Consider the following 15,260-nt stretch of genomic DNA (forward strand, 5'->3'; position numbering starts at 1 on the left):
CGGCGGCCCTCGCACCAGCCATCGCATCGATCCGCACGATTCGACCAACAAGACAAGAAGCGATTCGTTGAGCAAGGACAGCAAGATCGACGCGGCTCCAGCACCCGCCAGGACCTCCGAGGCGGAGTGCCAGGAGGTCGCTGCCGTGACCAGGCGCGCCTGGCGTGGGATCGTCGTGGTCGCGGCTGCGGTCTGCATGGCCATGGTGGCCCTAGGGCTCGGCGGCGTCGCCTTGCTGGTGACCGGCGTCGTTCCGCTGCCGGGACTGGAGGGGCGGATCTCGGCAGCGATAGAGGAGCGGCTCGGCCCGAACTGGAAGGTCGAAGCGGGGAATGCCGAGCTCGACCGCGTCGATGGCCGCTCGCGCCTGCGGGTCCGCGAAGTCTCGTTCCGGCATGCCGGCGGCGCATCGTTCCGGGCGCCCGAGGCGGTGCTGGGCTATGAGCCGATGGCGCTTCTGCGCGGCGATATCCGCTTGGTCTCGCTCGACCTGCGCGGCGTCAACATCCGGCTCGGCGTGAGGCAGGACGGCTCGCTGCTGCTGGAGCAGGACGCCCAGCCGGAGCAGTCTCCGAAGGCGCCGGTTGCAGGCGACCCCGTCGATTGGGACGCTTTTGCCGGGGCGATGAACGCGATCGGCGCGCTGGTCTCTAATGAGGGGCTGCTCGGCTCGCTCGAGGTCGCCGGCATCGGCGGGGCGCGGGTAACGCTGATCGACCCGGCCGGGCGGCAACGCTCCGGCCTGGAGGATGTGGACATCAAGCTCGAGCGGTTCGGCGGCGGCCAGGCCCGGCTGTCGATGAAGGGGCGGATCGGTCCGCGCTGGAAGGAGCTGGCGATCGACCTTGCGAGCGCGCCGGACGGGACGCGCAGCGCGACCATCGAGATCCAGCGCTTCGAACCGGCGGAGGCGGTGGCGCTGGCCTTCGGCAACGCCATGGTCGCTCTCGATGGCCTGGCGCTCAGCGGCAAGATCTCGATGACCCAGACCGGCGGCGGCGAACGCAGGATCGCCGCAGGGCTCTTCGTCGCGCCGGGGGTCGTCAAGGTCCCCAATGCCGGGTTCGCCCCGGTCGAGATCCAGGGCGCCAAGCTCGACTTCACCAGCGAGGACGGCCTCAAGACGGTCAAGATCGCGACCGCCCAGCTCCAGGCTGGCGAGACCAGGCTCGCCGGCCGCGGCGAGGCGCGCAACGAGAGCGGCATCTGGCGTCTGGCGCTCGACGGCGCTGGACAGGTCGCCGGCATCGACAAGGATCCCGCTGTCGTCATCTCCACCCTGCATACGCAGCTGGAGGTCGACCCCGGCGCGGGTGAGATCAGAATGGGCCAGCTCTCGTTCAAGGGGCCGCTGATCAACGCCGAAGGCTCCGGCATGGCGCGCCGGCGCGACGACAAGAATTCGCATCGCTTCCAGATCAGGGCGGTCGATACCGACATGCGCGCGGCGCTCGCCGTCTGGCCGGCCGTGACCTCGCCCGGGCTGCATGGCGCCCTGGTCGAGATGGTGAAGAGCGGGCGGGTCGAGGAGATCGACGTCAGGTTGGCGATGTCACCGGAGGCGAACGCCCGGCTGGCGGACGGCAAAGGCATGGATGACGACGCCGTCGCCGTGAGCCTCAAGGCCTCGCAGGTCAGTTTCCTGCCGAATCCCGGCTTGCCGCTCCTCACCGATGCCCGTGTCGTCGGCTCGACGACCGGCCGCACCGTCGATCTCACGATCTTGCAGGCCACGGCTGAGGTCGGCGAGGGCCGCAAGCTCCAGCTCGGCGAAGGCACCTTCGCCATGTCCGACACCTGGGCGGACCGGCCGCAGGCGCGGATCGGCTTCAAGTCGACAGGCTCGGCCGATGCGCTGGTCGCGCTCCTCAATTTCCCGTCGCTGCGCGAATTCTCGCCGCTCAAGATCGAGCCGGGTGCGCTGCGCGGCTCGATCGATCTCACCAACCAGCTCTCGCTGCCGCTGGTCAACGATCTGACGTTCAATGACGTGCTGATTCGCAGCACTGGCACGCTTTCGAACGTCGCCTCCGACAATCTGCTCGGTGGCGAAAAGCTCGAGGGCGCCAATCTGGCGCTGAACTACGACCGCGGCCAGCTCGCGATCAAGGGCGAAGGCAGGGTCGGCGGCGACAAGGCGCCGATCGAGCTCAGGCAGAATGCAAAGGGCCAGGGCGAGGCGACAGTTTCGCTCAATCTCGACAGTGCCGCGCTGAAGCGGCGTGGCCTCGGCCCCGAGACTGGCCTCAGCGGGGCGATGCAGGTCAAGGTCGTGAAACCGCTCGGCAAGAGCCCCGAGGCGCCGCCGCGCATCGAGGTCGACCTGACCAAGGCGGCGATCGACACCGGCGTGCCCGGCATCAGCAAGCCGGCCGGCCGCGCAGGCAAAGCGGTCTTCACCTATGTCGTCGACGATGATGGTCCGGATCTGGAGGATCTGACGATCGAGAGCGCGCCGCTCCTGGCCAAGGGGCGAATCTCGCTGACCAGGCAGAACGCGTTCGAGAGCGCGAGCTTCTCGCAATTGCGCCTGTCGCCGGGCGACAACCTGACCAAGGTCGAGATCGGCCGCGATGGCGGCCTGACCAAGCTCTCGGTGCGCGGGGCGGTGCTCGATGCCCGGCCCTTCATCCGCGAGCTGTTCGATGCGCCTGCCGCCCCCTCCAGAAGCGGCGCACGCGGCGGCCAGAATGCCGCGTCCGGCCCCGATTTCGACCTCGATCTCGATGTGCCGATCCTGACCGGCTTCAACAGCGAGGCGCTCGGCAATTCGCAGCTCAAACTCTCGCGCCGGAACGGTGCCGTCCGCTCGATCGCTTATCAGGGCCGGATCGGCAAGGCAGACCTTTCGATCAAGCAGGTCAGGCAGGGTGAGGGGCCGGGTTCGATCGTGGTGCAGTCGGAGAACGGCGGCGCCACCTTGCGCTTCCTCGACCTCTATCGTCGTGCCTATGGCGGCGACCTCGTGCTGCAGATCGGGGCCGCCGAGGGGCGCCAGCCGGGCGAGCTGCTCCTGCGCAATTTCACGGTGCGGGACGAGCCGGCCCTGCGCCGCGTCGTCGGCCCGCCGGGCTCTCAGGCGCCGGGCGCGCTCGACAGCACCGGCGCACCAGCCCCGCGCATCGATGCGAGCGATGTCGCCTTCACCAAATTGCGCGCCGAGTTCGTGCGCAGCGCCAGCCGGATCGACATCAACGACGCGGTGCTCTGGGGCCAGCAGGTCGGCTTCACGATCCAGGGAAATGTCGATTATGGCCGCGACCGCGTCGATATCGGCGGCACTTTCGTGCCCGGCTATGCTTTCAACAACGCCTTCGCTCAGGTGCCTGTGGTCGGGATGATCCTTGGTGGTGGGCAATATGGCGGGCTATTCGCAGTCAACTTCCGCGTCTCGGGCTCTGCCAGCCAGCCGACCATGACGGTGAACCCGCTCTCGGCCATTGCGCCCGGTATTCTGCGCCGCTTCGTCGACCCGCTCGGCGGCGGACCGGTGGGGCAAGGGAGGCCCGGCGGCAATGCTCCCGTGCCAGGAACTCCGGAGCGCTAGAACAGGCGCTCGGCTCGCGATGTGAACCGAGAGCTCAAGCTCGCATTTGCCGAGTGTAGCCGTCACACCGGCCGCAGCAAGACGTGCTTTTTCTTGCCGAAGGAGAGCTTGACCGCGCCGTCGACCAGATCGGCCGGCGTCAGCGTCGCGCGCTCGTCCGAGACCTGCGCATCGTTGACGCGCAGGCCGCCGGCCTTGATCTGGCGGCGAGCCTCGCCGGTCGAGGGTACGAGACCGGCGCTGACGAAAGCGCTGAGCACGCCGAGACCGGCGTTCAGCTCGGCTGCCGGTACCTGGACGCTCGGCAGGTCCTGGGCGGCGCCGCCTTCCTCGAAGGTCTTGCGGGCGGTCTCGGCCGCCGCCCCGGCCGCCTCGCGGCCGTGCAGCAGCGCGGTGGCCTCGGTCGCCAGTACCTTCTTGGCCTCGTTGATCTCCGAGCCGCCGAGCGCCGCGAGCCTGGCGATCTCGGACAGCGGCAGGCGTGTGAACACCTTGAGGAAGCGGCCGACATCGGCGTCCTCGGTGTTGCGGAAATACTGCCAGAACTCATAGGGGCTGAAGAGGTCGCCATTGAGCCAGACGGCGCCGCTGGCGGTCTTGCCCATCTTGGCGCCCGACGAGGTCGTCAGCAGCGGCGTCGTCAGCGCGAAGAGCTGCTTGCCCTCCATGCGGTGCGAGAGGTCGACGCCGTTGATGATGTTGCCCCACTGGTCGGACCCGCCCATCTGCAGGCGGCAATCATAGCGGCGGCTGAGCTCGACGAAGTCGTAGCCCTGCATGATCATGTAGTTGAATTCGAGGAAGGAGAGCGACTGCTCGCGATCGAGCCGCAGCTTCACCGAGTCGAAGGAGAGCATGCGGTTGACCGAAAAGTGCCGGCCGACATCGCGCAGGAACTCGACATAGTTGAGCTTGAGCAGCCAGTCGGCGTTGTTGACCATCAGCGCGTCGGTCGGGCCGTCGCCATAGCGCAGGATGCGCGAGTAGACCCTCTTGATGCTTTCGATATTGGCGTTGATCTCCTCGATCGAGAGCAGCTTGCGCTGGTCGTCGCGGAAGGACGGGTCGCCGACCATCGAGGTGCCGCCGCCCATCAGCGTGATCGGCCGATGCCCGGTCTCCTGGAACCAGTAGAGCATGGTGACCGAGATCAGGTTGCCGATATGCAGGCTGGTCGCGGTCGCGTCATAGCCGACATAGGCCGTCTGCGGCCCCTGCAGGCAGAGCTTGTCCAACTCCTCAGGATTGGAGATCTGGTGGATCAGGCCGCGCTCGTCGAGCACGCGCAGGAAATCGGACTTGAAGGCGGTCATGACGGGACTCGATGGTTTGACGGTTCTCGCGTCATGGTCGGGCTTGTCCCGACCATCCACGTCTTCTCTGGTCGCAGGCAGTGTTCAAGACGTGGATGCTCGCCACGAGGGCGAGCATGACGGCGCTGGCGCTCAGGCCTTTTCCTGCTCGCTCTTGAGGATCTCGGGGCCGACCTTGCGGTCGAGATAGACGCCGACCTGCTCCATCAGCTGGTCGACGCGGCCGTCGAAGAAGTGGTTGGCGCCCTCGACCACGGCATGCTCGATCTGAATGCCCTTCTGGGTCTTCACCTTCTCGATCACCGCCATCACCTCCTTCACCGGGGCGACGCGATCTTCCGAACCATGCACAAACAGGCCAGAGGACGGGCAGGGCGCGAGGAAGGAGAAGTCGTAGCGGTTGGCCATCGCGGCGATCGAGAGGAAGCCCTCGATCTCAGGACGGCGCATCAGGAGCTGCATGCCGATCCAGGCGCCGAAGGAGACGCCGGTGATCCAGCAGCTCTTGGCCTCGGGGTTCAGGGCCTGCATCCAGTCCAGCGCGGCTGCGGCATCCGAAAGCTCGCCGGCGCCGTGGTCGAACTGGCCCTGGCTGCGGCCGACGCCGCGGAAATTGAAGCGCAGCGCCGAGAAGCCGCGGTTCACGAAGGTGTAGAACAGGTTGTAGACGATCTGGTTGTTCATCGTCCCGCCGAATTGCGGGTGCGGATGCAGGATGATCGCCAGCGGCGCGCCGCGCTTCTTGGCGGGCTGGTACCGCCCCTCGATCCGGCCGGCCGGTCCGTTGAAAATCACCTCTGGCATCACATCTCGCCTTTTGTCGGGCGAGGCACGCAGGCGGCGGGCTGAAAAGCGGCTTTGCTGCCGCCGAAAAGCCTGCCTACCCTTGACGACCCCGCCGCTCGCGCCCTACATCAAGCGCTTAGAATGGTTCTAACAGCCGTGAACAGAACCGGAACGTGCGAGCGAGATCTGCTTGCGGTTCCGGTTCATCGCGGCTCGGACGGGCGGCTATAGCACGGCGCAGGGGTGCGATTTCAAGCATTTCGTGCCGCGTCTTCGGGCCGACCCTCCAGAGCGGAGCATGAGCGCAGGTGTTCGGGACGACCCGCAGCTATCTCGACCACAACGCCACGACGCCGGTTCGCCCCGTCGTGGCCGAGGCGATGCTGCGGGCCTTGCAGATGCCGGGCAACCCGTCTTCCGTCCACAATGAGGGCCGGGCGGCCCGCGGCGCGATCGAAAAGGCGCGCGAACAGGTCGCGGCGCTTTGCGGCGCTAAGGCGAGCAATGTCGTCTTCACCAGCGGCGGCACCGAGGCCAACGCGACGATCCTGTCGCCCGGTCTCAGCGATTGCAGCGGCGCGCGCGATTGCGTGCGGGCGCCGGTGACGCTGCTGCTCTCCAGCGCCAGCGAGCATCCTTGCGTGCGGGACGGCCATCGTTTCCCGATCGGTCAGGCCGAGACGATCCCGGTCGATAGCGATGGGCTCATCGATCTCGGCGGGCTGGATCAGCGGCTGTCACTTTTCGCGGCAGAGCGGCCGGACGAGCGCGCGCTGGTCTCCGTCCATCTCGCCAACAACGAGACGGGCGTGCTGCAGCCGATCACCGAGATCGTCGCCATCGCCAGGCGCCATGGCGCGCTCGTACACTCGGACGCAGTCCAGGCCGCCGGCAAGATCGCCATCGATATCAATGCCTTGGGCGTCGATGCTCTGACGCTGTCCGCCCACAAGATCGGTGGCCCCAAGGGCGTCGGCGCGATCGTGTTCCGCACCGGCGCACTCGAACTCGTCGACAAGCCCCTGCGCGGCGGCGGCCAGGAGCGCGGCTGGCGCGCCGGCACTGAGAACCTGCCGGGCATCGTCGGCTTTGGCGTCGCGGCGGAAGAGGCGGGCAAGGCGCTCGCCGGGGAAGCGGCACGTCTGACGGCGCTGCGTGACCAGCTGGAGGCACGGCTGATAATGCTCGCGCCCGATACGGCCATCTTCGGCGCCAAGGCTCCGCGCCTGCCCAACACGTCCGCCTTCGCCACGCCCGGCATCAAGGCCGAAACGGCGCTGATCATGCTCGATCTGTCCGGCGTCGCCCTGTCCTCGGGCTCGGCCTGTTCCTCCGGCAAGGTCAGGCGCTCGCATGTCCTGACGGCCATGGGCGTCGACCCTGTCATGAGCGAAGGGGCCTTGCGCACCTCGCTCGGATGGACCACCTGCGAGGCGGACATCGACCAATTCATCGCGGCCTATGCCAAGGCGCTGGCCGCGAACCCGAATCGGAAGGTTCAGGCAGCCGCCTGAGGCCTTGCGCAAGACCAAGACCGAACCGGCGGGCCTTGAACCCGCGACAGGAGTGTAGACATGGCAGCGGTCCAGGAGACCATCGATCAGGTCAAGTCGATCGACGTGACCGAGTACAAATACGGCTTCGTCACCGAGATCGAGGTCGACAAGCCGGCCAAAGGCCTGACCGAGGACACGGTCCGCTACATCTCGGCCCGCAAGGGCGAGCCGGAATGGATGCTGGAATGGCGGCTCGACGCCTTCCGTCGCTGGAAGACCATGACCGAGCCGACCTGGTCGCGCGTCAACTATCCGCCGATTAATTACCAGGACATCTATTATTACGCCGCGCCGAAGAAGGGTGCCGATCCGAAGTCGCTCGACGAGGTCGATCCGGCGATCCTGGAGACCTACAAGAAGCTCGGTATCCCGCTGCGCGAGCAGGAGATCCTGGCCGGCGTCGCGCCGGAGAACCGCGTCGCGGTCGATGCCGTGTTCGACTCGGTTTCGGTCGTCACTACCTTCAAGAAGGAGCTGGCGGAGGCCGGCGTGATCTTCTGTTCGATCTCGGATGCGATCAAGGAGCATCCCGAGCTGGTGAAGAAGTACCTCGCCACCGTCGTGCCGGTGACCGACAATTACTTTGCCACGCTGAACTGCGCGGTCTTCACCGACGGCTCCTTCGTTTACATCCCAAAGGGCGTGCGCTGCCCGATGGAGCTGTCGACCTACTTTCGCATCAACGAGCAGAACACCGGACAGTTCGAGCGCACGTTGATCATCGCCGACGAGGGCTCCTATGTGAGCTATCTCGAAGGCTGCACGGCGCCCAAGCGCGACGAGAACCAGCTGCATGCGGCGGTGGTCGAGCTGATCGCGCTCGACGATGCCGAGATCAAGTACTCGACCGTCCAGAACTGGTACCCCGGCGATGCCGAGGGCAAGGGTGGCATCTACAACTTCGTGACCAAGCGCGGCGATTGCCGCGGCAGGAACTCGAAAATCTCGTGGACGCAGGTCGAGACCGGCTCGGCGATCACCTGGAAGTACCCGTCCTGCATCCTGCGCGGCGACGGCTCGCGCGGCGAGTTCTACTCGATCGCGGTGTCGAACGGGGCTCAGCAGGTCGATAGCGGCACCAAGATGCTGCATCTCGGCAAGAACACCACCTCGAAGATCATCGCCAAGGGCATTGCGGCGGGCAAGTCCGACTCGACCTATCGCGGCATGGTCTCGGCCCATCGCAAGGCGACCGGCGCGCGCAACTTCACCAATTGCGACTCGCTGCTGATCGGCGACCAGTGCGGCGCACACACCATCCCCTACATCGAGGCCAAGACCGCGACCGCGACCTTCGAGCATGAGGCGACCACGTCGAAGATCGGCGAGGAGCAGATGTTCTACTGCCAGCAGCGCGGCCTCTCCGAGGAGGAGGCGGTGGCGCTGATCGTCAACGGCTTCGTCAAGGAGGTGCTGCAGCAGCTCCCGATGGAGTTCGCCGTCGAGGCGCAGAAGCTGATCACGATCTCGCTGGAAGGCTCGGTCGGCTGAGCCCGTCATGGTCGGGCTTGTCCCGACCATCCACGCCTTTTGTTTGCAATGCGCGCGTCGCGGACGCTCGGCACAAGGCCGAGCCTGACGTGGCAGGAAATCGGAACTGAACGATGCTCGAAATTCGCAATCTCACCGTCAAGATCGCCGACGAGGACAAGCAGATCCTCAATGGTCTCAACCTGACCGTGAACGCCGGCGAGGTCGCCGCGATCATGGGGCCGAACGGCTCCGGCAAGTCGACGCTGAGCTATGTCATCGCCGGCAAGGAGGACTACGAGGTCCTCGACGGCGAGATCCTGCTCAATGGCGAGAACCTGCTGGAGATGGAGGCCGATGCCCGCGCCGCCGCCGGCATCTTCCTCGCCTTCCAGTACCCGCTGGAGATCCCCGGCGTCGCCACCATGACTTTCCTCAAGGCGGCGATGAACGCGCAGCGCAAGGCGCGCGGCGAGGCCGAGTTGCTGACGCCGGACTTCATCAAGCAGGTGAACGCTGCCGCCGACAAGCTCGGCATCAACCGGGACATGCTGCGCCGGCCGCTCAATGTCGGCTTCTCCGGTGGCGAGAAGAAGCGCATGGAGATTCTGCAGATGGCGCTGCTGGCGCCGTCGATGTGCATCCTCGACGAGACCGATTCCGGCCTCGACATCGACGCGCTGCGCATCGTCGCCGACGGGGTGAACGCGCTGCGCGCCCAGAACCGCGGCTTCCTGGTCATCACCCACTACCAGCGCCTGCTCGACCATATCGTGCCCGACACCGTCCACGTGATGTCGAAGGGCCGGATCGTCAGGACCGGCGGCAAGGAGCTGGCGCTCGAGCTCGAGAAGAGCGGCTATGCCGCTTATGGCGAGGCGGCGTGATGGCGATCATCACCCCACTCAAGACCGCGGCCGAGCAGCAGCTCGTCGAGCAGTTCGCCAGCGTCAAGGCCGAGCTGCCGGGCGCCGGCGCGATGCGCAAGGTGCGTGAGGATGCCTTCGCCGGCTTCGAGGCCAAGGGCCTGCCGCATCGCCGGCTCGAATCCTGGCGCTATACCGATCTGCGCGCGCTCTGGCGCGAGGCGAAGCCGCTGGCGCGCCGCCCGACCCGGCCGCAGGCGATCGCCGACCGGCTGGCGCTGCAGACCATCGCCGGCCGGCGCTTCGTCACCATCGACGGCGTGTTCAGCGCTGCCGATTCCGATCTGCAGGGCCTGCCTGCCGGCATCACGGCGCGCAGCCTTGCCGAGGCGCTGACCGAGAGCCCGGACGAGATCGCCGCGGCCTTCACGGCGCCGGAGGTGGCACGCGACGACAGCGCCCTGATGCTGAACGCCGCTTTCGCCCAGGACGGCGTCGTGATCGACGTGGCCGATGGCACCGAGCTCGATCAGCCGATCGTTCTCCTGGCGCTCGGTACCGGTGCGAGCGAAGCCTCGATCGTCTCGCGCTCGCTGGTCAGGATCGGCGCCGGCGCCAAGGTCACCGTGGTCGAGCTGCAGGAAAGCGTCGGCCCGGCGCCGGTCCAGGTCAACCATGCGACCTCTTTCGTCATCGGTGAGGGCGCAGAGGTCGAGCATGTGCGCATGGTCTCGCGCCAGCGCGCCGAGACCGTGCAGGTGCAGTCGTTGCTGGTCGAGCTCGGCGGCCATGCCGCTTTTGATTCCGTCGCGGTCGCCGTGAACTGCGGCGTGCTGCGCCAGCAGAGCTTCCTGCGCTATGGCGGCGAGCACAGCCGCGCGGCGCTGCGCGGCATCAACCTGCTGCGCAAGCAGGAGCACTCCGACGTCACGCTGGTGATGGACCATGCGGCGGCCCATGGCGAGAGCCGCGAGCTGTTCAAGACCATCGCCGAGGGCGAAGGCACCGGCGTCTTCCAGGGCAAGGTCATCGTCCGCCAGCATTCGCAGAAGGTCGACGGCAGCATGAAGAGCCATGCGCTGCTGCTGAACGACGGCGCCACCATGTTCAACAAGCCGGAGCTCGAGATCTTCGCAGATGACGTGGTCTGCGGCCATGGCGCGACCGTGGCGCAGGTCGACGCGGAGCAGCTCTTCTACCTGATGGCGCGCGGCCTGCCGCGGCCGCAGGCCGAGGCGCTGGTGCTTGCCGCCTTCGTCGGCGAGGTCTCCGACATGGTCGGCGACGAGGGCGTTCGCGAGATCGTCGGCCGCGAGATCGATTGCTGGCTCGGCCAGCGCGAAGGTGCACCCAAGTCCGGAGCCGCCTGATGCCTTACGTCAACCTGCAGATGACCAAGGGCGCGACCCGCGCGCAAAAGGCCGAGATCGTCAAGGAGTTCACGCAGACGCTGGTCCGCGTGCTCGGCAAGAATCCGCAGGCCACCCATATCGTGATCCAGGAGATCGAGCGCGAGGATTGGGGCCATGCCGGGATCCTTGTTGCCGATCGGCCCACAGAGCCCGCCGGAAAGGCCTGAGATGAACGCGATCGCGAAGCCCTACGACGTCGAGACGATCCGCAAGGACTTCGCGATCCTCTCGCGCGAGGTCTATGGCAAGAAGCTGGTCTACCTCGACAATGCCGCCTCGGCGCAGAAGCCCGAAGCGGTGATCGAGGCGATGACGCGGCTGATGCGCGAGGATTACTCCAACGTCCATCGCGGCCTGCACTATCTCGCCAACGCTTCGACCGAGGCCTATGAGGCGGCGCGCGAGAGCGCTCGGCGCTTCCTCAACGCCGCCCATATCGAGGAGGTGCTGTTCACCCGTTCCTCGACCGGGGCCCTGAACACGGTCGCCGCCTCGCTCGGGCAATATCTCAAGATCCAGGATGGCGACGAGATCATCCTCTCGATCCTGGAGCACCATTCCAACATCGTGCCCTGGCACTATTGGCGCGAGCGCCACGGCGCCGTGATCAAGTGGGCGCCGGTCGACGAGGACGGCAATTTCCTCATCGAGGAATTCGAGAAGCTGATCACGCCGCGCACCAAGGTGGTGTCGCTGACGCATATGTCGAACGCGATCGGCACCATCGTCCCGATCGCCGAGGTCGCGAAGATCTGCCAGGCCTATCGCATCCCGCTGGTCGTCGACGGCTCGCAGGGCGCGGTTCACCTGCCGGTCGACGTGCAGGCGCTCGGCTGCGACTTCTACGCCTTCACCGGCCACAAGACCTATGGGCCGACCGGCTCCGGCATTCTCTGGGGCAAGCGTGAATGGCTGGAAAAGCTGCCGCCCTATGAAGGCGGCGGCGAGATGATCGCGACCGTGAGCGAGGATGCGATCACCTATAACGATCCGCCGCATCGTTTCGAGGCGGGCACGCCGGCGATCGTCGAGGCGGTTGGCCTGGGTGCGGCGCTCGATTACATGATGGCGCTGGGACGCGAGAACATCGCCGCGCATGAGGCCAGGCTCAACGCCTATGCGATGGAGCGGCTCGGGCAGATGAACTCGATCCGCATCTTCGGCAAGGCGAAGGAGAAGGGCGCGATCATCGCCTTCGAGCTCGCCGGCGCCCATGCTCATGACGTGGCCACGGTGATCGACCGGGCCGGCGTCGCGGTTCGGGCCGGCACGCATTGCGCCATGCCGCTGCTCGCGCGCTATGGCGTGACCTCGACCTGCCGTGCGTCCTTCGGCCTCTACAATACGCTGGAGGAAGTCGATATATTGGTGGAAGCCCTGCGCAAGGCGGAAGAGCTGTTCTCATGATGCTCCGCCGGGCTGCCAAGCCAGCCTTGCGCCGAATGGAAGTTTTGCGATGACCGAGACCGTTGCCGAAGAGTTCAAGCCGAACGCACCGACCATGGGCGCAAGCTCCGGCCTGCCGCCGGAGGAGATCGACAGGCTGACCGACGACATCGTCGCGGCGCTGAAGACCGTCTATGACCCGGAGATCCCGTCCGACATCTATGAACTCGGCCTGATCTACCGTGTCGACATCGCCGACGACCGGCAGGTGGCGATCGACATGACGCTGACCGCGCCTGGGTGCCCGGTGGCGGGCGAGATGCCGGGCTGGGTCGAGAATGCGGTCAGCGCCGTGCCGGGCGTCTCTGGCGTGATGGTCAACATGACATTCGATCCGCCCTGGGACCAGTCGCGCATGTCGGACGAGGCCCGGGTCGCGCTCGACATGTGGTGAGTGCGGGAGCCTCACCATCCTTGCAGAATAGAAAAGGCCGCTGCGATGCAGCGGCCTTTTTCGTTGTTGCGATGTACGTCAGAAGCCGAAGTTGAAGCCGGCCTTGACGATGTCGCCAGCGGTGCGGAGCCGCATCGCGGCATACTGGTCCGGCGCCAGCCCGGTATAGTCTTGCAGGAGCAGGCGCTTCTGGCCGAGCTCGTAATGGGTGTAGTCGAGCCGGACCGTCATGCCGGGGGCGATCGCATACTCGACACCTCCACCCACGGCCCAGCCGCCGATCAGGCCCGAGCGCGAGCCGCTGGCGGCCGAGGTGGTCTGGATGTTGGCGGGCGTGATCGAGCCCTTCTGCTCGACGAGGCCATAGGCATAGCCGCCCGAGCCGTAGATCAGGAAATTGCCGAGCACGACGCCGGCGCGCACCCGCACCGTGCCGAGCATCGAGAGTTCATTGCTGGAGCGGGTCGTGAACTGCGTGCCGGGATTGATGGAAGTGCTCTTGCTGCCGCCGAGGCGGGTGGCGGAGAGGTCCGCCTCGGCGCCGATCACGATCGGGCCCATCTGGTAGTTGAAGCCGAACTGAGCGCCGCCGACCGCGCCGTTTCCTTCCGGCGTCAGGCTGCGCGGCACGGCGGATGGGTCGATCGCCCAGGAGGCGGCGGTGGGCGTGCCGGGGACGGTGGTGCTCGACGAGTTCGTCGTGGTGTTGGTGGTGGTCGTCGTCGTGTTGGTCGTCGACGTCACGGTCGTCGTCACCGGGATCGAATCCTCGGTCGTCGTAAACGTGTTCGTCGTCGTGGTCGTGGTGTTCGCGACACCGGTCGTCGTGGTGGTCGTGCTGTTGGTCGTGGTGGTGCTTGGCGTGATCGTTGGGGTGCCATAGGGCCCCTGTACGCTCGTGCTGCCGCTCTGGCGGCCGCCACCGAGCGAGCCGCCGACATAGAAGCCGGTCCAGCGCGGTTGGCTGGGCAGGATGACCGGAAGCGGTGGGGCATAAACGGCCGGCGCGGACTGGACCGGGCGCGGCTGCCGCGGTGCGCCCGGCTGGCCCGGCGAACGCGGCGTGTAGTAGGCCCGCCGGACGCGCGGCTCGATGGCCGGGCAGATCGGACAGGTCTGGGCGACCTGGACACGATTGCGGCTCGGGGCGCTCGCGGCCAGGCGCAGCGCCTCGTTTTCATGCTGCGAGCCGGGATAGAGGCGGGCGAAGAGCTTGAGCGATTCCGCGTCGCCGGCGAGAACGGTCTCGGCCCAGGCAGTCTCCTCGGTCCGTTGCGACAGGATGCGATGCAGCCTCAGGGCGCTCTGGTCGTCCGGGTTGTTGGCGAGGGCGCTGCGGTAGATGTCGCGGCGATCCCAGGCGATGGCCGTGCGATAGGCGTCAGCTGGCGACATGGCGCGCAACGCCGCTGCGGTCGGGCGAGCCGCGAGCGGGACGGCGCCCGCGGCGGCGGGAGTGCCTGTGGGCTGTGCAGGGGCTGCGCCGGCGGGGCGCTGGAAGAAGCTGACATCGGTGATCAGCGAAGAGGTATCCCAGGGGACCTGGATGCCGCTGGTGGCGTCGTAGACGGCAAGCCGGATGCGGCGGAAGACCTGCTCGATCGGCAGCCCCGGCTCGCGCGCCTCGCGCAGGAAGGCGGTGGTGAACGGGCTGTTGGGGCCGGTGCCGTCGGCCGCGGTCGAGCCGGGCGAGGTCGCGAAGGCGACGAAGGTGCCGCTGCTGGAATCGACGCGGGCGAGGCCCGCTTCGCTGCGAATGCCTTCGTTGGCGCCGTCGACCATCTGCAGCGCCAGCCCGCGCGACAGTTCACGCCCGGCAAAGGGGTTGTTGCGGCAGGCGTCGAGGATCGCGATCTTCGATCTGGCGCCGGCTGCGTCGAGCTTGCGCAGGATCTCGGTCAGCGAGAGCGACTGGTTCGGGATGTTCGCCGAGGTCTCGACGCGGACATCCGTCGGCAGGATGTAATTGGCGCCGTCGAGCTGCACCGCGTGGCCGGCATAGTAGACGAGGGCGGTCGCACCGGTGCCGCTCTGCTTCACCTTCTCGACGAACACGTCGAGCGCGCTGCGCAGGCCGGCTAGCGAGAGATCGGTCGCGGCGGTGACGTCGAAGCCGGCCTCTTGGAGCATGGCGCGTGTCGCATTGGCGTCGCTGAGGGCGTTCGGCAGCTTGGCGATGTTCTGGTAGGCGCCATTGCCCATGACGAAGGCGAAGCGCCGTTGCTGGGCCATGGCAGGGGTTACGGCGAGAGCGAGGGCGCTTGCGAAGGCGGCGAGCGCCAGCAGGATGCAGATGGGTAGCCGCAGGCCGGTCCGCATGGCGCCTCCTCGGCGGCCTGGCCCGAAGCTCGGCCGCTGCTGATTCGTCTCTTACGCTTACCCTTAGCAAGGCAGAGATTAGCGGCGGCACAGCCATGAAGAGAACAACAAATTGCCGCCTGGCGGCCTTCGTTCCGCATGTGTGTGCAAA

At 66.9% G+C, this 15,260-nt stretch carries 11 protein-coding genes; 8 read left to right on the top strand and 3 right to left on the bottom strand.

Translation table 11 applies throughout. The features are described 5' to 3' along the window. The first annotated feature begins 67 nt into the window (after positions 1 to 67). On the top strand, positions 68 to 3,547 hold the full coding sequence (locus tag BMZ21_RS00640; RefSeq protein ID WP_091828653.1) for a hypothetical protein: 3,480 nt from the start codon (positions 68 to 70) through the stop codon (positions 3,545 to 3,547). Positions 3,548 to 3,609: 62 nt separating this feature from the next. On the opposite strand, the gene tyrS is transcribed toward BMZ21_RS00640, so the two are convergent. Continuing rightward, a complete protein-coding gene (tyrS, locus tag BMZ21_RS00645) occupies positions 3,610 to 4,860 on the bottom strand; it encodes a tyrosine--tRNA ligase (protein ID WP_091828655.1) in 1,251 nt (416 codons plus the stop codon). A 132-nt stretch (positions 4,861 to 4,992) separates the two neighbouring features. Then, a complete protein-coding gene (locus BMZ21_RS00650) occupies positions 4,993 to 5,664 on the bottom strand; it encodes an alpha/beta hydrolase (RefSeq protein ID WP_091828656.1) in 672 nt (223 codons plus the stop codon). A 290-nt stretch (positions 5,665 to 5,954) separates the two neighbouring features. On the opposite strand from BMZ21_RS00650, the gene BMZ21_RS00655 reads away from it, so the two are divergent. From BMZ21_RS00655 to BMZ21_RS00685, 7 genes are all read left to right on the top strand, one after another. Next, positions 5,955 to 7,160: a cysteine desulfurase family protein gene (locus BMZ21_RS00655; protein WP_091828658.1), complete on the top strand. Its 1,206-nt coding sequence runs from the start codon at positions 5,955 to 5,957 to the stop codon at positions 7,158 to 7,160. A gap of 60 nt (positions 7,161 to 7,220) precedes the next feature. Beyond that, positions 7,221 to 8,693 (top strand): Fe-S cluster assembly protein SufB, encoded by a 1,473-nt coding sequence (gene sufB, locus BMZ21_RS00660; RefSeq protein ID WP_091828659.1) that lies wholly within the window; start codon positions 7,221 to 7,223, stop codon positions 8,691 to 8,693. A 113-nt stretch (positions 8,694 to 8,806) separates the two neighbouring features. Next, on the top strand, positions 8,807 to 9,559 hold the full coding sequence (gene sufC, locus BMZ21_RS00665; RefSeq protein ID WP_091828660.1) for a Fe-S cluster assembly ATPase SufC: 753 nt from the start codon (positions 8,807 to 8,809) through the stop codon (positions 9,557 to 9,559). Next, a complete protein-coding gene (sufD, locus tag BMZ21_RS00670) occupies positions 9,559 to 10,908 on the top strand; it encodes a Fe-S cluster assembly protein SufD (RefSeq protein ID WP_091828661.1) in 1,350 nt (449 codons plus the stop codon). Before sufC ends, sufD begins: the two co-directional genes overlap by 1 nt. Next, entirely contained in the window at positions 10,908 to 11,117 is a 210-nt protein-coding gene (locus BMZ21_RS00675) for a tautomerase family protein (RefSeq protein ID WP_091828663.1), read from the top strand. The genes sufD and BMZ21_RS00675 overlap by 1 nt, the downstream gene beginning before the upstream one ends. A gap of 1 nt (position 11,118) precedes the next feature. Next, on the top strand, positions 11,119 to 12,357 hold the full coding sequence (locus BMZ21_RS00680; RefSeq protein WP_091828665.1) for a cysteine desulfurase: 1,239 nt from the start codon (positions 11,119 to 11,121) through the stop codon (positions 12,355 to 12,357). 94 nt (positions 12,358 to 12,451) lie between these two features. Next, on the top strand, positions 12,452 to 12,790 hold the full coding sequence (locus BMZ21_RS00685) for an SUF system Fe-S cluster assembly protein (protein WP_244543702.1): 339 nt from the start codon (positions 12,452 to 12,454) through the stop codon (positions 12,788 to 12,790). Between the two features lie 78 nt (positions 12,791 to 12,868). Here BMZ21_RS00685 and BMZ21_RS30550 read toward each other — a convergent pair whose 3' ends face one another. Beyond that, complete coding sequence (locus BMZ21_RS30550) at positions 12,869 to 15,109, bottom strand: caspase family protein (RefSeq protein ID WP_091828675.1); 2,241 nt, start codon at positions 15,107 to 15,109, stop codon at positions 12,869 to 12,871. Between the last annotated feature and the right edge of the window lie 151 nt (positions 15,110 to 15,260).

It is taken from the genome of Allobosea lupini (genome assembly GCF_900109525.1).
Lineage (GTDB): Bacteria > Pseudomonadota > Alphaproteobacteria > Rhizobiales > Beijerinckiaceae > Allobosea > Allobosea lupini.